The 20460-nt window shown below is 30.6% G+C and carries 22 protein-coding genes; 20 read left to right on the top strand and 2 right to left on the bottom strand.

Going from position 1 to position 20460, the window contains the following annotated elements; genetic code table 11:
- Positions 1-100: 100 nt before the first annotated feature.
- The 12 genes from C820_RS14185 to C820_RS14130 all read left to right on the top strand — a co-directional run bounded on the left by C820_RS14185 (position 101) and on the right by C820_RS14130 (position 10572).
- Entirely contained in the window at positions 101-289 is a 189-nt protein-coding gene (locus C820_RS14185; protein WP_004036566.1) for a hypothetical protein, read from the top strand.
- Positions 290-1372, top strand: coding sequence for a site-specific integrase (locus tag C820_RS14180; protein ID WP_162213069.1), 1083 nt, complete (start codon positions 290-292; stop codon positions 1370-1372).
- A 22-nt stretch (positions 1373-1394) separates the two neighbouring features.
- Positions 1395-1718 carry a plasmid mobilization protein gene (locus C820_RS14175; RefSeq protein ID WP_004036570.1) on the top strand — a complete coding sequence of 108 codons (324 nt, stop codon included), beginning with the start codon at positions 1395-1397 and terminating at the stop codon, positions 1716-1718.
- Positions 1719-1764: 46 nt separating this feature from the next.
- Complete coding sequence (locus C820_RS14170) at positions 1765-2880, top strand: AAA family ATPase (protein ID WP_035296589.1); 1116 nt, start codon at positions 1765-1767, stop codon at positions 2878-2880.
- A 448-nt stretch (positions 2881-3328) separates the two neighbouring features.
- The gene (locus C820_RS14165; RefSeq protein ID WP_004036572.1) at positions 3329-3562 is read left to right on the top strand and encodes a hypothetical protein; all 234 of its coding nucleotides are present in this window, start codon (positions 3329-3331) and stop codon (positions 3560-3562) included.
- 1123 nt (positions 3563-4685) lie between these two features.
- On the top strand, positions 4686-6002 hold the full coding sequence (locus tag C820_RS14160; protein WP_004036573.1) for a M56 family metallopeptidase: 1317 nt from the start codon (positions 4686-4688) through the stop codon (positions 6000-6002).
- 21 nt (positions 6003-6023) lie between these two features.
- Positions 6024-6407, top strand: a complete 384-nt coding sequence (locus tag C820_RS14155; RefSeq protein ID WP_004036574.1) for a BlaI/MecI/CopY family transcriptional regulator — start codon at positions 6024-6026, stop codon at positions 6405-6407.
- A 207-nt stretch (positions 6408-6614) separates the two neighbouring features.
- Positions 6615-7280 (top strand): hypothetical protein, encoded by a 666-nt coding sequence (locus tag C820_RS14150; protein ID WP_004036575.1) that lies wholly within the window; start codon positions 6615-6617, stop codon positions 7278-7280.
- A gap of 72 nt (positions 7281-7352) precedes the next feature.
- Positions 7353-7832: a hypothetical protein gene (locus C820_RS14145; protein WP_004036577.1), complete on the top strand. Its 480-nt coding sequence runs from the start codon at positions 7353-7355 to the stop codon at positions 7830-7832.
- 194 nt (positions 7833-8026) lie between these two features.
- Positions 8027-9256: a hypothetical protein gene (locus tag C820_RS14140; protein WP_004036579.1), complete on the top strand. Its 1230-nt coding sequence runs from the start codon at positions 8027-8029 to the stop codon at positions 9254-9256.
- A gap of 103 nt (positions 9257-9359) precedes the next feature.
- A complete protein-coding gene (locus C820_RS14135) occupies positions 9360-10088 on the top strand; it encodes an S-layer homology domain-containing protein (protein WP_004036581.1) in 729 nt (242 codons plus the stop codon).
- 202 nt (positions 10089-10290) lie between these two features.
- On the top strand, positions 10291-10572 hold the full coding sequence (locus C820_RS14130; protein WP_004036582.1) for a metal-sensing transcriptional repressor: 282 nt from the start codon (positions 10291-10293) through the stop codon (positions 10570-10572).
- A 292-nt stretch (positions 10573-10864) separates the two neighbouring features.
- Here C820_RS14130 and C820_RS14125 read toward each other — a convergent pair whose 3' ends face one another.
- Positions 10865-11392: a helix-turn-helix domain-containing protein gene (locus tag C820_RS14125; RefSeq protein ID WP_004036584.1), complete on the bottom strand. Its 528-nt coding sequence runs from the start codon at positions 11390-11392 to the stop codon at positions 10865-10867.
- A gap of 175 nt (positions 11393-11567) precedes the next feature.
- Between C820_RS14125 and C820_RS14120 the strand changes: the two genes are divergently transcribed.
- From C820_RS14120 to C820_RS14100, 6 genes are all read left to right on the top strand, one after another.
- Positions 11568-11777 carry a hypothetical protein gene (locus C820_RS14120; RefSeq protein WP_004036586.1) on the top strand — a complete coding sequence of 70 codons (210 nt, stop codon included), beginning with the start codon at positions 11568-11570 and terminating at the stop codon, positions 11775-11777.
- The gene (locus C820_RS14115; protein WP_004036587.1) at positions 11758-12828 is read left to right on the top strand and encodes a site-specific integrase; all 1071 of its coding nucleotides are present in this window, start codon (positions 11758-11760) and stop codon (positions 12826-12828) included. Before C820_RS14120 ends, C820_RS14115 begins: the two co-directional genes overlap by 20 nt.
- Positions 12829-12833: 5 nt before the next feature.
- A complete protein-coding gene (locus C820_RS14110) occupies positions 12834-13157 on the top strand; it encodes a plasmid mobilization protein (RefSeq protein WP_004036589.1) in 324 nt (107 codons plus the stop codon).
- Positions 13154-13474, top strand: coding sequence for a hypothetical protein (locus C820_RS14635; RefSeq protein ID WP_004036591.1), 321 nt, complete (start codon positions 13154-13156; stop codon positions 13472-13474). Before C820_RS14110 ends, C820_RS14635 begins: the two co-directional genes overlap by 4 nt.
- Before the next feature lie 26 nt (positions 13475-13500).
- On the top strand, positions 13501-14268 hold the full coding sequence (locus C820_RS14105) for an AAA family ATPase (RefSeq protein ID WP_004036592.1): 768 nt from the start codon (positions 13501-13503) through the stop codon (positions 14266-14268).
- 324 nt (positions 14269-14592) lie between these two features.
- Positions 14593-14826 (top strand): hypothetical protein, encoded by a 234-nt coding sequence (locus C820_RS14100; RefSeq protein ID WP_004036595.1) that lies wholly within the window; start codon positions 14593-14595, stop codon positions 14824-14826.
- Positions 14827-16586: 1760 nt separating this feature from the next.
- Here C820_RS14100 and C820_RS14095 read toward each other — a convergent pair.
- Complete coding sequence (locus C820_RS14095) at positions 16587-17423, bottom strand: AraC family transcriptional regulator (protein ID WP_004036597.1); 837 nt, start codon at positions 17421-17423, stop codon at positions 16587-16589.
- A gap of 223 nt (positions 17424-17646) precedes the next feature.
- On the opposite strand from C820_RS14095, the gene C820_RS14090 reads away from it, so the two are divergent.
- The gene (locus C820_RS14090; protein ID WP_004036599.1) at positions 17647-19581 is read left to right on the top strand and encodes a PTS sucrose transporter subunit IIABC; all 1935 of its coding nucleotides are present in this window, start codon (positions 17647-17649) and stop codon (positions 19579-19581) included.
- 27 nt (positions 19582-19608) lie between these two features.
- Positions 19609-20442 (top strand): Cof-type HAD-IIB family hydrolase, encoded by an 834-nt coding sequence (locus tag C820_RS14085; protein WP_004036600.1) that lies wholly within the window; start codon positions 19609-19611, stop codon positions 20440-20442.
- Positions 20443-20460: the final 18 nt, after the last annotated feature.

Here is a 20460-nt window from a genome sequence, read left to right as displayed (position 1 = left end):
TATAGAAATTTTTGAAAATTACTTTACAAATACAAAAAAGTATAGTATCATATCATTATACAAATTAGTATAGTGAATAGTAGTGAAAGGAATGATGATAATGGAAAAAATGTTTTTAAAAGTATCCGATGTAATGAAAGTATTAGATGTTTCAGAGTCTTATGCTTATAAGCTAATACGCAAGCTAAACAAGGAACTGGAAAAGAAAGGCTGTTTTGTAATGGCTGGGCGTATTGACCGTCAATTTTTCTATGAACATTTTTATGGGACACAAAAAAGGAGGGATTAAATGTCAGTTTATAAAAATGAAAAAAATAATACTTGGTATGTTATGGTTCGCTACAATGACTGGAAAGGCGAACGTAAGCAAAAGTGTCAAAGAGGTTTTACTACCAAACAAGAAGCTCAAAATTGGGAGCGTCAGTTTCAGCTACAAAAGAAGGCTGATGTGAATATGACGTTAGAAAGTTTTTGCAAACTGTATGAAAAGGATATTCGTCCTCGTTTGAAGGAGAATACTTGGCTAACAAAAGAAAGTATTATACAAAGTAAGATATTGCCCTACTTGGGACAACGCAAACTGTCAGAAATTACAGCAAAAGATGTTATTGACTGGCAGAATGAAATGCGAAGTCAAAAAGGAAAAACAGGAAAGGAAATTTCTCCTACTTATTTAAAAACGATTCATGCACAGTTAAGTTCTATATTTAACCATGCTATCCGCTATTACGATTTAACAGTCAATCCAGCAAGGAAAGCAGGTACGATGGGCATGGAGGAAAGCAAGGAAATGTTATTCTGGACAAAAGAGGAGTATCTAAAATTTGCCGATGTGATGATGGATAAGCCACTTTCATTTTACGCTTTTGAAATGTTGTATTGGTGTGGCATTCGAGAGGGAGAACTGCTTGCTTTAACGCCTACCGACTTTGATTTTGAAAACAGAACAGTGACAATTAACAAATCTTATCAAAGGCTAAAAGGAAAAGATGTTGTGACTGTTCCGAAAACAAAAAAGAGCAACAGATTAATTAAAATACCACAATTTTTAGCAGATGAGATGAAAGACTGTTTTAAATTATTTTACAGTTTAAAGGCAAATGACAGGATTTTTCCAGTCACGAAACATTATTTACATCATGAAATGGATAGAGGTTCTAAAGCTGCTGGAGTAAAGAGAATACCTATTCATTCCCTCAGGCATAGTCATGTCAGTTTGCTAATAGACATGGGGTTTACGGCTCTTGCAATAGGAGATAGAGTTGGACATGAAAGCGAAAAAATTACATATAGATATGCTCACTTATTTCCCTCAAGGCAGTCAGAAATGGCAGACCGTCTTGATTTTGAAAGAACAAGTGATGAGATATAAATTTTACAAAAGGAGTGTTATTATGTCAATAAAAAAATTAGACCAACAAGGACGATGGAGAAATAAAACAGTATCTTTTAGAGTTTCCCCAGAAGAAAATAAGCAAATTGAAACAGCAGTCAAGTTGTCAGGTATGAGCAAACAGGATTTTATTATATGTTGTTTGCAGAAAAGAAAAATTGAAGTAATAGGAAATCCAAAAGTGTATAAGGCACTCAAAAATGAGTTAGCAAATGTATTGAATGAACTGAATCGTATTGAAGCAGGTAACAAAGTATCTCAAGATTTATTGGATACTATCAATTTAATTACTATCACAATACAGGGTATGAGAAATGGTAAGTAAAAGACTTTCGCTATTTCAAATACCAAAAGAAAAAGGAGGAAAACCAATGAGTAAAGAAAAAAAGATTGTCCCTATTACATCTGGTGCAACAGACAAAGGACAATCACTAAAAACTAATATTATTGTAACAGAAAAACAGCAAAAAAGCAATGAACAAAATACAAAAAATTTTGAGCAGGGGGTGTTGTATACGATTACAATGGAAGAATTATATGATACAGCTTTTCCGCCAAAAGTCCCTATTGTGGATGGGCTGATTTATAATGGCACATACCTTTTTGTTGGTGCTCCGAAGGTAGGAAAATCATTTTTTATGGCACAGTTAGGTTATCATGTCAGCATGGGTATTTCACTATGGGATTACAAAGTTAATCAAGGCAGTGTATTATATTTAGCATTGGAAGATGATTTCAGCAGACTGCAAAAACGACTTTCAAAAATGTTTGGTATGGAAAGCACAAGTAACTTTTATTTTGCTACAATGTCAAAATCTTTGAACGAAGGTTTGGAAGAACAGCTTAGCAAATTTATGAAGGAACACGCTGACACAAAGTTGATTATGATTGATACACTTCAAAAAATAAGAGAAGTTGGAGGAGATAGATATAGCTACTCTAGCGATTATGATATTGTGACAAAGTTAAAACAGTTTAGTGACAAACATAATGTTTGCGTTTTGGTAGTGCATCACACGAGAAAGTTGCAGTCAGAAGACAGTTTTGAAATGATTTCTGGAACGAATGGTTTACTTGGAGCAGCGGACGGTGCCTTCATCATGCAAAAGAAAAAACGTACAGACAATATTGCTGTGTTGGATATTGCAGGACGTGACCAAGCAGACCAGAAATTGACGATTGAATTTGACAGAGAACATTGTGTTTGGAATTTCAAAAGGGCAGAAACAGAATTATGGAAAGAGCCAATCAATCCGCTTTTAGAGGCTATCAATTTATTATTAACAAAAGAAAGTCCAGAATGGCAAGGAACAGCAACAGAACTGGTTGAAAAACTACCAGATATGCAAATACAAGCAAATGTGGTTACTAGAAAATTAAATGTGTTGAACAGCCGACTTTTACAAGAATATGGTATTCAGTATGAAAATAAACGTGGGCATGAGAGAAAAATTTGCCTGAAACGTGTAGCAGATGGAAAAAAATAAAAAAATGCGTCGATATGCGTCGATATTTTACACAACAGAGGATATATCAAAAATATCGACGCAACTGACGCAAAGCGAAAAACATGAAAAAAAGAAATGCCAGAAAATGCGATAAAATCAAGGAAAACAGGCAATCAAAAATTTTTATAAAGACATATAAATTTAGATAAAAAAGTAAAAAGTGCGTCGATATGCGTCGATATTTTACACAACAGAGGATATATCAAAAATATCGACGCAACTGACGCAAAGCGAAAAACATGAAAAAAGGAAATGCCAAAAAATGCGATAAAATCAAGGAAAACAGGCAATTAAAAATTTTTATAGAAGCATATAAATTTGAATAAAAAAGTAAAAAGTGCGTCGATATGCGTCGATATTTTACACAACGGAGATATATTAAAAATATCGACGCAACTGACGCAAAATGCAAAAAGGGGATAACAGTATGAAACAAGTGCAGATTAGTGAAGATTTATTTCTATTACTGATACAATACCATATTTTTGAATGTTACAATGAGGAAGAAAAAATTGCAAAAGAATTACAGCAAAAATTTGATAGCATCATCAATAGAAATCTATATACAAAATATAAAACTGCCCCAACAGAAGAAGAAAAAGAAAAGGCTAGACAAGAGTATTTAGACAGAAAAGGAATACATTCTAGCTTTCGTTGGTAGGGTTTTTCCTTTGATTACTAATGACAGAAACGTGACACGTTTCTGTTTTTTAGTTGACAAGAGGAAATTGCCTTTTCAGGTACAAAAAACAGTAATTTGTAATAGATGTATATACTGATATTTGGAAATGTTGTATGTACAACGTTTTTAGAAATGAATTGAAATGAAAGTATATAAAGTCAATAAAATAAAAATAACCTTCAAAAGTGTTGTAGCTACAACGCAAATAGGGCATATAGCATTTTTTATAGATATTCTTTCTTAATGGCAAAAAAGAAATAGAACAAACTTCTTTTTTAGTCTGCTAAGGGAGAATTTTTTTTTGTAAAATTTACATGAAGATAGTTTTATTTAAAAATAGTAATATTTATTTATAGTATTAAAAATAAAGCAAAGAAATTTTCTATTTTAAATTTTTAATGGGAAGATTTTTTTGCAAAATTTACATGAAAATAGTTTTATTTTTTAATAGTAATTATTATTGATAGTATATAAAAAGGAACAAAGAAATTTTGTATTTTAGGCTACTAAGAGGGAATTTTTTTTGTAAAATTTTAAGAATATAAGAAATTTTTATGATAAGAATTTTATCAAAAATGGTTTTACTTTCAATAGTAATTTTTATATACAGTACAATAAAAACGACATTCCAAAAAAAGGAAAAGCCACGCCGAAGGCGTTTTGCAAATTTCAAAAAAATTTGCATTTGGGGTTTGGGGTCGCCCCAACAAGCGTGGAAAGGGATATCCCTTTCCCCTGCTTGCACTTGGTGCAAAAATGACTTTGTATACAAATTTTTATGAATTCTAATTATTTCCAATCTACTTATTTATTTGAAAAAATAGTTTAAGAAATTTTTGTTATTTTATTAAAAATAGATTTTAAAATTACAAAAAATTTTAATAGCAATTTTTATTTTTAAAATAAATTTTTTGTGAGTATGCAGTTTTATTATGAAATCACTTTAAACTAAAAAATTAGAAAATAAAGAAAAATTTGTTTATCATAACTATAAAAATAAAGCAGAATTTAGTCATAATTTTTATTTTTTTGTATTGACAAAATGTGCCAAGTAATATATTATTAGACCTATAATAAAATAGTTCTAAAGGGAGAGGAAAGAATGATTTCATTTCAGAGCAACATACTTTTTATCATGTCATTCTCTGGAACTGTTTTATTTGTATTGTACATTGTGACTTCCCTATACACACAGGCACATTTTACTGCAAAATGGCGATACAATTTATTAAAAGTATGTTTGCTTTTTTATGTATTCCCCTTTCCAGAGTTTCGGTATTATATGCAGGATATATTACAAGCATTACATATTCCTATTCCTTATCACTGGTGGAGCAATCAAAATATTGTTGGCAATATGAAATTTATCAGAAATACCATTCATATAGGTTCTGATAAATGGATACTGTCCGATGTTGTAAAATACGCTTGGGGAATTGTGATATTTTCAGGAGTCACAGCAGTTATCATCATTATAGTACAGGTTGCAAGATATTTTATAGCAAGAAAGAAACTCGTAAAAAGTACAATATGTAAAGAGAAAAAAGAGGCAACAGCAATTTTCAAAAAAATAAAAAAGGAGTTGAATATAAAAGAAAGTGTACAATTAATCTATACTGAAAATTGTGACAGCCCTTTTACAACAGGATTGTTTTCTCCTATGATAGTGCTTCCATACAACACAGACTATACTGCGGAACAATTAGATTTTATCATAAGACATGAATTGACACATATTAGAAATAAAGACTTTATTGTAAAATTTATTGCGATTGCGGTTGTAGCACTTCATTGGTTTAATCCGATTTGTATTTTTCTGTATTTTGAAATATGGAGCATGAGTGAAATATATTGCGACAGTGAAACAGTAAAAAATTATGATGATGATATGATAGAAAAGTATTGTTTTTATATGGTGGATTTATCTGCCTACGATTATGTAAAAAGTAAGAAGTTGTTTTATACGGGATTAATTAGTGAACATTCTTCTATGATGAAAAGGAGGGTATTAAACTTGAAAAAAGGAAATAGAAAAAAGGGAGTTTTACCAATTGTAACAGCATTTGTAATGTGCTGTTTGAGTATAAGTACAGTATTTGCTTATGAAGCACCAGTTGAAACTACACTTCCAGAACCAAAAGGAGAGATGGTAGAATTTTTGACAGAGGAACTTATAACATTTAATTCATGGAATGATAAAGTAATTGTAGATAATGAAGGAAATACTTACGAAATAGGAAATGAAGAAAGGGCATTATGTAAGCACAACTATGTATCTTGTACATTTGGAGACCATGAACGTCATTCTGATGGTAGTTGTACAATGTACCTATATGAAGCTGATAAATGTACAAAATGTGGTGATAGAATTAATGAAGAATTAGTTGGAGAAACATCTTATAAAAAATGCCCTCACTAAAGAGAAAAGGAGCATTTGCTTATGAAAAAAAATTACGGTTTGACCAATACAGAAATGCAGATTATGGAAAAATTTTGGGAAGAAAATAAAAGATTTTCTTATAGAGAATTATCAGAATATATGAATGGTACACTTGACAAAAAGTGGAAAAAACAGACATTAAGCACTTATTTGACAAACCTTCAAAAAATGGGTTTAATTGAGGTAGATGATAGTGGTAAAAACTATATTTATTACGCTACTTGTACCAAAGAAGAAGTAGTGCAGAAATGGACAAGAAAATTAGTAAAAACATCTTTTAATAATTCTATATTCAATTTTGTATCTGCTTTTACTGGAGGGCAAAAACTAACTCGTGAAGAAGCAGAAGAATTGAAAGAACTGTTTCGCTCTGAGGATAAATAATACAGTCTTTGGGCTGATATTATAAATAAAAAAAGAAAGGAGAGTATTGTAATGCGTTGGAGAGGAGGATAAATATATAAAAAATATCTTACAAAAAAAGAAATTGCTCGTGCGGACACACAGTAAAAATTCTATTTTTTATAAGATATTTACATTTAGTATACCAAAAAGGATAGTATTTTGTAAATAGTTTAGGAGGAATTTAGTATGAAAAAATTGTTAATCGTTGCAACAATGCTTTTAATGGGATTTTCAACATCTGCATACGCAAATGAATTAAGCAGTTCTGAACCAAAAGGTGAAATTGTCCCTTATGAGATATATAACATATCATCTGAAGATAGTAGAAGTATGGATACTCCTTTAAGTGAAGAAGAACGTATTGATTATATGGAAGCTCATGGAGAAACACCAGGAACGCAATTTCTTATTGGCAACAAAAAATATGAAGTTACTGATGACTATGAACTTTGTTATTTAGGAATTGATGAAACAGTGGATGTAGATTGTTTATCAGATACAGCAAGAGGCATGAATATTCCAACTAGCAAAGGTTCACTACCATATAGCGGAAAATATAACATAAGTAATTATGTTTATTCTGATAGATACTTTAATGTTGGTAAGTCTGGAGATTTAGACCACTCTATTGCTGTTACAGTTTCGGCTAATGCAGAACAAGATATTATGGTAAGTTGGATGGATGCTAGAAACGACCAGTCTATGGCAAATAAGACATACTATTTTAATCACGCAGATAGTGTTACTAAGTATGCGTGGGTATATTCTGGTGAAGATTTCTACTTCAAACTTACAAATAAAATGCCATCAAGAGCAATAGCTGGAACTTATAGAGTTGAAGTAGATGATTAAAATTTTTGAAAAAAATCAGTTGTTTCGATTTCCGAATTCAAAATATATATGCTTTTATATGGAGGAATTGTAATGAAAATAAAAAAAGTAGCACCTATTATTGTAGTGATTGTATTATTATTATGTTCTGTAGCAATCATACAAAAAAATAAAACAACTACACAATATGAGCCTTCTATTGAAGTAGCAATTGAACAAAATTATACATTATCTGGAAAATCTGATTTCACTGGAGAAGATGTTCCAATTGAAGTTTTTATTAAAAAAGCAGTATTTTCTTCTGGAGCAGTTGCTATTTTTCAAAACTATCAGAAAGCAGAAGATGTTTCTTTTTCAGGTGTAAAAGATATTGTTATTCATGTAAAAAATGGAAAGGTTTATAATTTGTGGAATGATTGTAAAGATAAATCTGTTTCCTATAATAAGGAAACAAATGAAGCAGTTACTTATATCTTATTTTCTAAAACAATTCCTTTGAAAAACATAGAAGCAATAGAAGTGGCAGGGCAAAAATTTGAAATAAATTCTGAAATCAATGACGAAAATATGTAATTTAATATCTAAACTAAAAACTTTGGAGAGCTTCAAGACTTTTAAATTGATAAAACAAATTATTGATTAATAAGTCGAAAACCTGTTTTCGACTTAGCGTGTCGATAAAGTCGACACGCTAAGCCTTCTATAAAGTTTATATACATATAAAAAAATAGATATTTGTGTTGTTTTGCAAGAAAGGAAGTATAAATATGGAAAATATTAACATGATAAATACATCAGTTTTAGCCTTAGAAAAAGTAGACATGACTCCTGTTATCGGTCAAATGAAATCAGGAAATCCTAATTATATCAGCATTTCCGAATATTTTCAAAAATATGGAGAGGAAAATATCATTCAAGGCTTTAATGTAGCAGAAATAAAAAATGAAATTTTGGTTCTAAATGCTGGCGATAAAGAAGCAGCAGCAAAAGTGCAAAATAAAAAGAGTAATGAACCCAATGATGTATTTTTGAGTTTAAAAGAAGGTAAGTTTTTGGGTATGGAAATTTTGAAAGTTTCTGATTTGCCACCAGATGATATTCATTTTTCAGTTGCATTAAAAGTAGATGAACATTTCATGCCATCTATTATACCTACACCAAATGTAGAAGAACAAAGTCCGTTAGCTACTGCAAAAAACTCTATATTGGAAAAACCTAATTATACCGTATACTATTCCAATTACAAACCTACTGAGAAAGATTTTGAAACATCATATGAACCAACTTCAGGTTCTTATGTATATAAATATTCTCTTTCTTGGCAAAGCAATTATTTGTGTTCTGTAAATGTAACTTTTAACAATACACAATTAAAATGTGGAACTCAAAGCAATAATATGTATACTTATGTAAATGCAATGTCCAATAGTCAGGCAATTGATTTTGGTCTTATAGCAAATCCTTCTTCTTCATTTAGAAATAAGGGAATGTATGCATGTTATTATCCTAAGGGTAGTAAAGTTGTTTATGTTGAAGCATCTCCTAAAGTAGCTGCAACTTCCTATGGTAATGACAAAATGACCCTCGAAAATAAGACAGTTAATATAAGACTTAGTGTAGGTTCTAACAAAAGTACAACAATTAAACCAGGTCAAGTTGAAATGTATATAGGTGTAAATGGTACCTGTATATACTATAAAGTTCTTGATGATGACCTTATATCAAACCTTGTATCAGGTGTTAGTGGTACTCCTTTAACATTTCTTCAGGCTATGTCCTGTTTAGAAAAAGACAACAACGATACAAATTTAACTAGTGGTGCATATTTTAAAAATGTTACATTTAATGATGCTATGTTATATAGTTATGAATCAAGTTCTGCTAGAAGATTTTCAACATATGGGGCATATACATATTATGTATTTGAATGTAAACCTTCAAAAGTAGATTTTAATTATGGAAATGATTATGAAAAAATATCTATAAATTATAATTAAAATTTATAGCTGATTAAGATGATATACTGAAAAGTGTATCATCTAGTTATTTAAAGTACATACAACTTTATAAAATTGACAAAATTGAAGGAGGAATAATACCATGAAAAAATTAATTTCAATCTTTATAGCAGCAACAATGATATTTTCAAGTATTACAACAGTTTTTGGTGCCAACTTCAGCGACATAAACGGGCATTGGGCAGAAAGTACCATAAACAAATGGAAAGACAAAGGTATGATAGCAGGTTATGCTGATGGTACATTTAAGCCAGACAACCCAGTTACTCGTGCAGAACTTGCAAAAATATTGACAGAGGCATTTGAATTGAAAGAAAAAACATCTCTTGAAGAATATGATGATATGGATAGTTCTTCATGGTATTATCCTTATGTACAATGCAGTGAAAAATATATTCCTGTTTATCCATTGGCAGAAAATTATCCAAGTAATATGCCTTATATAGAAAATCAAGAACATAGTGGTACTACTTTTGGTTTTTTACCAGAAGTTGATGCAATCCGTGTTCATGTAGCAGAAGCACTTGTTGAAATCAAAAAGGAAAAAGAGAATATTACAATAGAATTGCCATCTACTATACAAGATATTAAATATTCAGTAGAAGAAACATTTCCAAATGACCCTGCTTATGACTTGGGACTTGGTGTGCCAGGAGGAGGAATTGCTGGTAATGTAGCTCGTATGACTGAATATACCTATATTGCTAATAAACTTGGTATTATGACAGGGGATGAAAATGGTTTCCGTCCCTATGATAAAATTACAAGAGCAGAATTGATTACTGTAATTGATAGAATGTTGAGTGAATAAAAATAAGAAATTTTTCCTTAAATTAAAATAAAAGATATGTATTATATAATATCATTGTTGCTGAAAATGATTACCTCAAAAAAGTACAAGCAAAAATTTTGGTTTGCTTGTATTTTTTTGTTAAAAATCTCTTGACAATTTGTTATTTAGGCATTATTATATACATATACTTGTTATTGTATTAAAGTGTGGAGAGAATGTTATGAAAAAATGTATAGAAAATGAAAACGAAAAATTGCACCATAGAATGAAAAGAATAATAGGACAGGTACAGGCGATTGATAGAATGATTGAGGAAGATATTCCTTGTGAAGATGTTTTGTCACAAATTAATGCAGCAAAATCTGCTTTGCATAAGACAGGACAGGCTATTTTAGAAAGTCATTTGAAGTATTGTATTTCTAAAGGTGTGGAAAATGGCGATGTAGAGGAAACTATGAAAAGTTTCTCAAAGGCGATGGATAGATTTGCGAATATGAAGTAAAAAAATAGAGTGATAACACTGGATTGATAACAATTTGATAACATTATTTGGAATAGACCATAGATATAGAATAATAGAAAACAAATGAAGTCAAATAAAACCAGATGTCCCATACAAAACTGTATAGAACTAGATTTTAATTTGAGAGTGGGAGTAGTACCCAAAACTTCAGAAAGTCTTGAAATAACAGCGTTTTTTGAACTGTTTTACCCTCTCTGATATTATTTTGATATTAAAAATTTATATAGACCTTTTCGTTGATTTGTATAAAACGAAAGGGTCTATTTTTGTTTTAGGAATTTCTCCATTGTACAGATGGTGTGAATTTTCCACCACCATCACAAGTATAAGGAAAGTTTAACTTCCATTCAAAATATTCCTTTTTAGTAATTTGTCCATTTTTCAGCTCTGTTTTTCGAGTGAGCCATTCTGCTAAAAATTGGTTTACTAAATTGTAGTTGAGAAAAATGCCTACAGGTGCAGGAGTAGTCCAAGCGTCAGAATTTTTATATTCTACTTCTGTGCTGAGTTCTGGGTTTTCGGTCATTTGAAATAGGTTGACTGTATTGGGATTTAACTCGTCCATCCAGAAAAAGGTTTGCATAATGTCCTCTGCACTTCCAGAAACTTCTACATAGAAATTTAAGGAATTTACATGAAGTGCTTCAGCAATTTGATTCAAAAGTTCTTTTTTAGGAGTTCGATAGTTTGTTTCATATTGAGCAATGCGGTTTTCAGTCAAACCAACTGCAATACCTAGCTCTTTTTGTGTCATACCCCTAAAAATACGAATTCGCTTTATTTTTTCACCAACAGTCATAGAATTAACCACCTTTTACAAATATTTTTGTATTTATTATAACTGATATTTTGGAAATAGTAAATAAAAAATTAACAAATATGTGAAATAAATACTTGCATTAACAAAAAAGATAATATATAATAGATATAGAAATTTTAACAAATAAGCGAATAGTAAAAGGTGGTTGATAAGTATGAATAAAAATTTATTTATAAAAGCAGAAGAAATAGCGACAGAATTGGGTGTATCAAAGCCATACGCTTATAAACTCATACGAAAACTGAATGAAGAATTAAAAAACAGAGGCTTTATTACAATTTCTGGAAAGGTTAACAGACAATTTTTTGAAGAAAAAATTTATGGACTGAGAAAGGAGGAAAGTTATGTCGGCTTACAAAGATAAAAAGACTGGAAAATGGTTTGTGTTTTTCTATTATCGTGATTGGCAAGGTAAGAACAAAGGAAAAACAAAAAGAGGATTTCAAACCAAACGAGAAGCGTTGGAATGGGAAAGAGAATTTAAACAAAAACAAGAAACAAATCTTGATATGAGCTTTGAAAGTTTTGTTGAAATCTACAGTAAAGATATGAAGGCAAGATTGAAGTTAAATACATGGCTTACAAAAGAAAACATCATTCAAACAAAGTTAGTTCCTGCTTTTGGCAACAAAAAGATGAATGAAATCCGTCCTGCTGATGTAATTGCATGGCAGAACAAAATGCTTGCTTACAAAGATGAAAAGGGTAATGCCTATTCAGAAACATATTTAAAAACAGTGCATAATCAATTAAGTGCTATTTTTAATCATGCAGTAAGATATTATGAGTTGAAATCCAATCCTGCTTCAAAGGCTGGGAATATGGGAAAGGCACAGACAAAAGAGATTGAATTTTGGACAAAGGAGGAATATTTAAAATTTTCAGAAGCAATGATGGATAAACCACTTTCTTTTTATGCTTTTGAAATGCTTTACTGGTGTGGTATTCGTTTGGGAGAACTACTTGCGTTGACACCAGCCGATTTCGATTTTGAAAAAGGTGTAGTGACTATCAATAAATCTTATCAAAGGCTTCAATGTGAAGATGTTATTACTGAACCAAAGACTGCAAAAAGCAATCGTATAATACAAATGCCTGATTTTTTGGTTGAAGAAATGCAAGACTATTTAAAACTGCTTTATGGCTGTAAATCCACAGACAGAATTTTTCCAGTTACAAAAAGCTACCTCCATCATGAAATGGATAGAGGAGCAAAGACAGAAGGTGTAAAACATATTAAATTGCACAGTTTAAGACACAGTCATATTTCACATTTAATAGATTTAGGGTTTTCAGCAGTTGCAATTGCTGACAGAGTAGGACATGAAAGCATTGATATTACATACCAATATGCTCACTTATTTCCTACAAAACAGATAGAAATGGCACAGAAATTAAATGCAGAAAGAGGGTGAAGTTTTTGGAGAAAAATTTAGACAAACAAGGCAGATGGCGAAACAAAACCGTTTCATTCAGAATGTCAAAGGAAGAAGTAACATTATTAGATAACCTAGTAGCTTTATCTGGTTTAACCAAACAAGATTATATTATTAAGAGATTGCTTTGTCAAGATGTTGTAGTAGTAGGCAACACAAGGGTTTATAAGGCTCTAAAAAATTATATACAACTGCTTTGTATAGAACTGCAAAAATTAACAAATGGAAATGAAATTGATGATGTAACATTATCAACAATTCAATTTATTAATCAAATTTTACAAGGAATGAAGGAGGAAAACCAATGAGTAAAAAAGAAAAGATTGTTCCTATTACATCTGGTAGCACAGACAAGGAACAATCAAAAATCATTAACAAAAGTATAGCAGAAAAAGAGAAAAAAAGCAATTTACAAGCCACAGAAAATACAGAAAATTTAAAAAAATTTGAATTGGAGGTGTTGGAAACGATTACAATGGAAGAATTGTATGACACAGTTTATCCACCAAAGGCTGCTGTTGTTGATAAATTGATTTATAATGGTACATACCTTTTTGTAGGTGCTCCCAAAATTGGCAAGTCGTTTTTGATGGCACAGCTAGGCTATCATGTGAGTATGGGCTGAATTATCAAGTAAATCAAGGAAGTGTTTTGTACTTAGCATTAGAGGATGATTTTAGCAGAATACAAAAAAGACTGTCAAGAATGTTTGGAATGGAAAGCACACCAAATTTTCATTTTGCTACAAAATCAAAAGCATTGAATGAAGGATTAGAGAAGCAACTCACTCATTTTGTCAAAGAGCATCCTGACACAAAGTTGATTATGATTGATACACTACAGAAAGTAAGAGAAATCAATGGCGACAGATATAACTACTCCAATGACTACGATATTGTAATGAAGTTGAAACAATTCAGTGAAAAACATAATATTTGTATGTTAATTGTTCATCACACAAGAAAACTGCAATCAGAAGACTGCTTTGATATGATTTCTGGCACAAATGGTTTGCTAGGTGCCGCCGATGGAGCGTTCATACTTCAAAAAACAAAAAGGATTGATAATAAAGGAATTTTGGATATTGTTGGACGTGACCAACAAGACCAGAAAATTTATTTGGAGTTTGACAGAGAAAAATGTTTGTGGAAATTTATCAAAATGGAAACAGAATTGTGTAAAGAACCACTTGACCCAATTGTAAAAATGGTTGGCGAAATGGTAATAAAAAATAAATCAGATTGGATTGGAACTGCTTCAGAATTAGCTGCACTGCTACCAAAGGAAATATCACCAAACGCTTTGACAAGACGTTTAAATGTTAATACAGAGCGATTGCTTGAGGAGTTTAACATTTATTACGAAACAAACCGAAATAGGACAGGCAGACAAATCAAGTTGACATTGATAAAAAAATAAAAAGTGTGACGATATTTTGTTTGAATATCGTCACAACCATCTTGAAAAATAGGTCTAAATGTATGAAAAGCCTTGATTTTATTGGATTTTACATTAGTTGATTTAAAAATTGAAAAAGTAGGAGCGTGACGGTATTTAAAAAATAGCAGGTATATAAAAATATCGTCAATATCGTCACAGAACTAAAAAAGATAAAATGAAATTGCAAGAAAGCCTTGATTTTACAGCGTTTTTTGAATGTAAATTTTGAAAAAAAGTGTGACGATATTTTAAAATTCAACAGACAAAATATCGTCACAAAATTAAAAAATAGAGGTGTAAAATATGAAACAAGTACAAATTAGTGAGGATTTATTTCTATCACTGATTAAATACCATATTTTGGAATGTCATAATGATAAGGAAAAAATTGTAAAAATGTTAAAGGAAAAATATGACAGCATAGTCAACCGAAATTTGTATACAAGATATAAGACTGCTCCAACAGAAGAAGAAAAAGAAAAAGCTAGACAAGAGTATTTAGATAGAAAAGGGATTCACTCCAGTTTTCGATGGTAGGGTTTTTCCTTGTTTACTTAAAACAGAAACGTGTCACGTTTCTGTTTTTTAGTTGACAAAAGGAATTGCCTTTTTAATCATAAAAAGCAGTGATTTGAAACAAATGTATATTACTGGCGTCCAAAAATGTTGTATGTACAACGTTTTTAGAAATAAGTATAAACAGAAGTATTAAAGTCAATAAAATAAAAATAGCCTTCAGAAGTCTTGTATCTACAACGCTCTGAAAACAAATATAAGGTATTCATATTATTTTATAAATAATAGGGGGTATATAGTGTGTAGTGTGTATATATTATTAATACAGAGTATATGTTTTATGGTAATTTTCTTTCTTAATAGCAAAAAGGAAATAAGATAAACTTCTTTTTTGAGCTGTTAAGAGAGAATTTTTTTTGCAAAATTTACATAAAAATAGCTTTATTTTTTGATGGTAATATTAGTTTATAGTATAAAAAAGAAAAAAGAAATTTTCTATTTTAAACTGCTAAAAGGAAATTTTTTAATTAAAGATTTTGTTTAAAATCAGTTTATTTTTAATAGTAAATATTATATATAGTACAATAAAAACGACATTCCAAAAAAAGGGAAAGCCACGCCGAAGGCGTTTTGCAAATTTCAAAAAATTTGCATTTGGGGTTTGGGGGAACACCAACAAGCATGGAAAGGGATATCCCTTTCCATGCTTGCAATCGTTGTTGCTCTTCTTTTGTATACAGATTTTTAGTATTTCCATTTATTTACTAATTGATTATTCTCTTCAAAAAAATGCTTTAAAAATTTTTATTATATTTTTGAAAATATGTTTTAAAATGATAAAAAAATTGAATGCTTATAATATTTTTTTAAGACAACATTTTTTATTTTAATAGACACTCAAAATTAAAAAATAAAAATTTCAAAAATTTAATGCAGACTTGTGTAAATTATTTTTATATTTTACTGTGATATTAACAAGTTTCATGTATTCTCTAGTAATTATTTCTCAAAGTTCCTTATTTAAAAACATTACTGTAAAAATAATGTTTGATTAAAGTTAATATTATAAAAGCAAATAAGTGAGTTTTTATTGAGTTATCTATATTTTTTAAATAAAAAGTAAATTTTGCTCCACATTCTGGTTTATTTTCTGCTTTTAATATTCCTCCTATTTTTTCAATATCAGATTGTGCAATCGCAAGTCCGATGCCAAAATTTCCTCATTTTCCAATTTGTTCTACTTCTTCACAAAATTTATAAATTGGCTGTGTGATGCTACGAGTAACCATATAAACTACAATAAACAAAAATACAACAAATAAAGAAGATATGACAGGTACCAAAATACTTGCTTTTGCAATCCAATCTCCTATTTGAGAAGTAGGAAATATGCAATAATATATTTTATTCTCACAGATTCAGTAGGAACTCTATAAATACTTACAATATATTTTTCTCCATTATTTGTTTCCCATTTTATAGTATTTTCAAACGTACTATTTGTATTTTGTATGTATTTTATCCATTCTTCAGCAAGAGGCTCTACATTTTGTTATTTTTGTTCTTCTCTAGGGTATACCATTTGCATATATGACGCAAATATCATGATTTCAGAATTTCCATTGATGCGATTTAAAAGCGATGTCATTTATTTTTTTAGACTTTTAATGTTATAAAGATGTCTATATTAATTTTCATAATTTTATAAAATAGGATTTTATTTTTTTGATATAATCATTCCCTTGCTTCAAAATGGAATGAGGATATAAATACTATTTATATTAAAACTCCTTTTTTTGATTCTTTTTTCGATAATCACTGGGTGTAATTCCCATTTTTTGATGAAACAATCTTGAAAAATACAAAGGGTCAACATAACTTACAGAACGTGAAATAAGATAAATCGGCATTTCTGTATCTTTTAAAAGAATACATGCTTGTCGCATTCTATAGTCAAGCAAATAATTTTGCATGGAAACATTGGTAAAAGATTTAAAAATACGGTGCAAATAAGAACGATTAATATTAAGATGGTCTGCAACATCTTGTACTGTAATTGGGTCACAATAATGTTCCTCTATAAATTGCAATGCTTCTTCCACGTAGTTTGACTTTTTTTCATTCACACAATATTGTTCATTTGGAAATTTACAAGCCAAAAGAAAGAGATACTCATATAAAATGCTGTTCATAATCAAATCACGATTTTTAGGAAGTTTATCTGCTTCCGCCATTTTTTCATGACAAAGTTTTAGTTGTTGATCTTCTTCATAGTGTACAACAAGATTTTCTAAAAAAGAAGTTCTTTGTAAATACTTTTTTATTTTAATTCCTTGCATACCAATCCAAGTATAAGCCCAAGGAGAATGTACATCTGCTTCATAATAAATCAGTTCATCAGGACAGATTATAAAAGCATCCCCTTGTTTCAGTCGGAATAATTTCCCTCTTGTTTTATAAATTCCCGCCCCACTTAACACATAATGAATTAAATAACCATTGCCATTGCGTAGAATAGGACCATAACTATGACCAGGTGCACAGCTCTCATAGCCACAAGTATAAATCATTGCATCAATATTTCGGAAAAAATCATTAGAAAAAATATAATCTATCATACCATTCCTCCTAAAACCTTAAGACTTCATTTCAAGCTTATTTTTTTCAAAAAAGTAAGAGTCATAATGTTCAATATAGAAGTAACATACGTCCATATACATCTTATTATAACAGCGTATAATGATAAATACAAGGAGCAAATAAAAAAACGTTTTTTTACTGTAGCTATGGGAAATTTTAAACAAAAGATGCTTCTCTAGTAAAGAAAAGGAGGATTATAAAATGGATGAAAACAAAAGACAGAGATATGAAAAAATATCCATAGAGTTAACAAAACTTGTTGGGGGAAAAGACAACATTCAGGGTGTAGCACATTGTGCGACCCGTCTAAGAATTGTTTTAAAAAACAATGATATTGCAGATTTAAAAGCAATTGAAGATGTAGACCTTGCAAAAGGTGTTTTTGTGGCAGGAGACCAAGTACAGATTATATTTGGTGCAGGTTTAGTCAATGATGTATATGAAGTATTTGCAGAACACAATAACATGAAAAATATGAGTTTAAGTGACTTAAAAACAGTAGCAAATCAAAAAATGAATCCGCTTCAAAGAATTATTAAAGCACTATCTGACGTATTTGTAGACATTATGCCAGGAATTCTTGCAGCAGCATTATTAACAGGGCTTTCAGGTGTATTAGGAAACTTTGAATTTGTAAAAGCAAATGAAACACTTTATGGTATCAATAGATTGATTAACATTTCATCTGGTGCTATTTTTGGTTTTCTTCCTTTAGCAGTAGCATATAGTGCTTGTAAACGATTTGGGGGCAGACCCATTCTTGGTATCGTTATAGGTTGTATTATGTTGAGTAATAGTTTAGCAGATGCCTATGCAGCAGCACAAGGAACGGTAGAAGTAACTGTACTACATATTTTTGGATTAGGTGTAAAATTAGTTGGTTTTCAAGGTGGTATTATTGTAGCATTGTTAATGGGATTTGTTACAGCAAAACTAGATAAATTTTTTGAAAAAAAGGTGCCAGAAGTCATTCGTCTTTTAATTTCTCCGCTACTTACCACATTAGTTGGTGCTCTACTTTTGTTTACTATTATTGGACCAGTAGGTCGAGGACTTTCCTCTGGTATTACGAATGCTTTGGTATGGATGACACAAAATTTAGGTGTGGCTGGATATGCAGTATTTTCTGGTTTGCAGCAGTTAGTTGTTATTACTGGTTTGCATCATATTTTTGGTGCAATCGAAGCACAGCTTTTAGCAGATACAGGAAGAAACTTTATCAATCCTTTGATGTCTGTGGCAATTATTGCACAAGGTGGTGCAGTTCTTGGTTATTTGATAATGCATAGAGATAATGCAAAAACAAAAGAATTATGTATCCCAAGTTTTATCTCCGTTTTATTTGGCATTACAGAACCTGCATTATTTGGTATCAACTTGAGATATCGTTTTCCAATCATAGGTGGATGTATCGGCGGAGCATTAGGTGGTGTGATTGTTTATCTTACTAATCTTGCAGCACTTGGTTTTGGTACAACTGTTGTACCAGGAATTGCTTTAGCCGACCCAGTAAATAATGGGTATGTAAATTATATTATTGCACACGCAGTTGCGATTGCAGGTGGATTTCTTATGACATTGGTTTTAGGAAAATTTATGGATAAAACAGAAGTACCAGCAACCACAGCAACAATAGCTTTAACACAGCCAGAAATACCACAAGTTTTAGAAACGCCAGAAAAAGAAGAATTTTTTGGATATGCAGAAGGACAAATGATTGCTATAGAAGATGTCAATGATGAAACATTTAAAAACAAAATATTAGGTGATGGTGTTGCAGTAATTCCAAGTGTTGGAAAAGTATATGCACCAACAGACGGCAGAATTATCAGCATTTTTGATACAAAACACGCTATCTGTTTTGCAAGCAATTATGGAACAGAAATTTTAATCCATATTGGAGTAGATACTGTAAACTTACAAGGAAAATATTTTACCCCTCATGTTAACACAGGTGATGTTGTCAAAAAAGGGCAGCTTCTAATTGAATTTGACAAAGAGCAGATACAAAAAGCAGGTTATGATACCGTTATTCCTATGATGTTTACGGACTTTCCAGCAGAAAAAAAATTGAAGATATCTTCTCCTGGAGAGATGACGACAGATACCATTACATCAACTGTTTACAAGGCATAAATATAAAAAAAGAATTGAGGAAAAAATATGAAGAAAAAGTTAATTTTTTTGGATATTGATGGTACTTTAGTTTCAGAAATGTTACCACCATCTGTCAATGTAATCCAAGCAGTACAAAAAACAAGACAAAAAGGACATAAAGTATTTTTGTGCACCGGACGAAATATGCCTATCATTGGAAAAGACATTATAGATGTTGGATTTGACGGCATTATAGCAAGTGCTGGAAGTCATATTGAAATAGAAGGAAAAGTACTTTTTGACAATCTTCTTCCAGAGAAAACTATACAAGAATGTTTGGCAATCTTTCATGAGTATGGTATGTATTGTAGAATAGAAACACCAGAAGGCATTTATACAGACCCTCAAATGGAAGAATTGCTTAAAACAGCAAAACCAGATAAAACAAATTCTGAATTAATTCGTATGCAAAAAGAAATTGAAGTAGGAATACCAATTTTACCTTATAAAGAATATCCACAAAAAGGTGCATATAAAATATGTTTTACCAGTACCAATATAGAAGCAATTGAGAAAACAAAAAAATATTTGGGAGATAGATTTCACTATGCAGTATATCCGTATGCTAATACAACCTCTTGCTTTAATGGAGAAATTATTCCAAAAGGAATTGATAAAGGAACTGCTATGGCTTTGGTATGCCAGTATTATGAAATTCATAGCGAAGATACGATTGCTTTTGGAGATAGTATGAATGACTATGAAATGATGAAAGCAGCAGGTATTAGTGTTGCAATGGGAAACGCTTGCGAAGAATTAAAAAATATTGCAGATGTAATATGTGGTAACGTTTGGGAAGACGGCGTGTACTATGAATTTCAAAAAATGGGGCTTTTTTAAATAATTAAGAAGCAAGTT

Source organism: Clostridium sp. MD294 (assembly GCF_000364165.2).
GTDB lineage: Bacteria > Bacillota > Clostridia > Lachnospirales > Anaerotignaceae > Coprocola.
The sequence above is the reverse complement of the archived record's forward strand: the minus strand, read 5'-3'. Positions and strand labels throughout refer to the sequence as shown.

Coding starts and splice junctions, on each gene's coding strand:
- C820_RS14170 (WP_035296589.1), top strand. CDS start 1,765: ATGAGTAAAGAAAAAAAGATTGTCCCTATTACATCTGGTGCAACAGAC.
- C820_RS14095 (WP_004036597.1), bottom strand. CDS start 17,423: ATGATAGATTATATTTTTTCTAATGATTTTTTCCGAAATATTGATGCA.
- C820_RS14180 (WP_162213069.1), top strand. CDS start 290: ATGTCAGTTTATAAAAATGAAAAAAATAATACTTGGTATGTTATGGTT.
- C820_RS14155 (WP_004036574.1), top strand. CDS start 6,024: ATGAAAAAAAATTACGGTTTGACCAATACAGAAATGCAGATTATGGAA.
- C820_RS14130 (WP_004036582.1), top strand. CDS start 10,291: ATGAAAAAATGTATAGAAAATGAAAACGAAAAATTGCACCATAGAATG.
- C820_RS14165 (WP_004036572.1), top strand. CDS start 3,329: ATGAAACAAGTGCAGATTAGTGAAGATTTATTTCTATTACTGATACAA.
- C820_RS14085 (WP_004036600.1), top strand. CDS start 19,609: ATGAAGAAAAAGTTAATTTTTTTGGATATTGATGGTACTTTAGTTTCA.
- C820_RS14090 (WP_004036599.1), top strand. CDS start 17,647: ATGGATGAAAACAAAAGACAGAGATATGAAAAAATATCCATAGAGTTA.
- C820_RS14135 (WP_004036581.1), top strand. CDS start 9,360: ATGAAAAAATTAATTTCAATCTTTATAGCAGCAACAATGATATTTTCA.
- C820_RS14115 (WP_004036587.1), top strand. CDS start 11,758: ATGTCGGCTTACAAAGATAAAAAGACTGGAAAATGGTTTGTGTTTTTC.
- C820_RS14175 (WP_004036570.1), top strand. CDS start 1,395: ATGTCAATAAAAAAATTAGACCAACAAGGACGATGGAGAAATAAAACA.
- C820_RS14150 (WP_004036575.1), top strand. CDS start 6,615: ATGAAAAAATTGTTAATCGTTGCAACAATGCTTTTAATGGGATTTTCA.
- C820_RS14140 (WP_004036579.1), top strand. CDS start 8,027: ATGGAAAATATTAACATGATAAATACATCAGTTTTAGCCTTAGAAAAA.
- C820_RS14160 (WP_004036573.1), top strand. CDS start 4,686: ATGATTTCATTTCAGAGCAACATACTTTTTATCATGTCATTCTCTGGA.
- C820_RS14185 (WP_004036566.1), top strand. CDS start 101: ATGGAAAAAATGTTTTTAAAAGTATCCGATGTAATGAAAGTATTAGAT.
- C820_RS14100 (WP_004036595.1), top strand. CDS start 14,593: ATGAAACAAGTACAAATTAGTGAGGATTTATTTCTATCACTGATTAAA.
- C820_RS14125 (WP_004036584.1), bottom strand. CDS start 11,392: ATGACTGTTGGTGAAAAAATAAAGCGAATTCGTATTTTTAGGGGTATG.
- C820_RS14120 (WP_004036586.1), top strand. CDS start 11,568: ATGAATAAAAATTTATTTATAAAAGCAGAAGAAATAGCGACAGAATTG.
- C820_RS14635 (WP_004036591.1), top strand. CDS start 13,154: ATGAGTAAAAAAGAAAAGATTGTTCCTATTACATCTGGTAGCACAGAC.
- C820_RS14145 (WP_004036577.1), top strand. CDS start 7,353: ATGAAAATAAAAAAAGTAGCACCTATTATTGTAGTGATTGTATTATTA.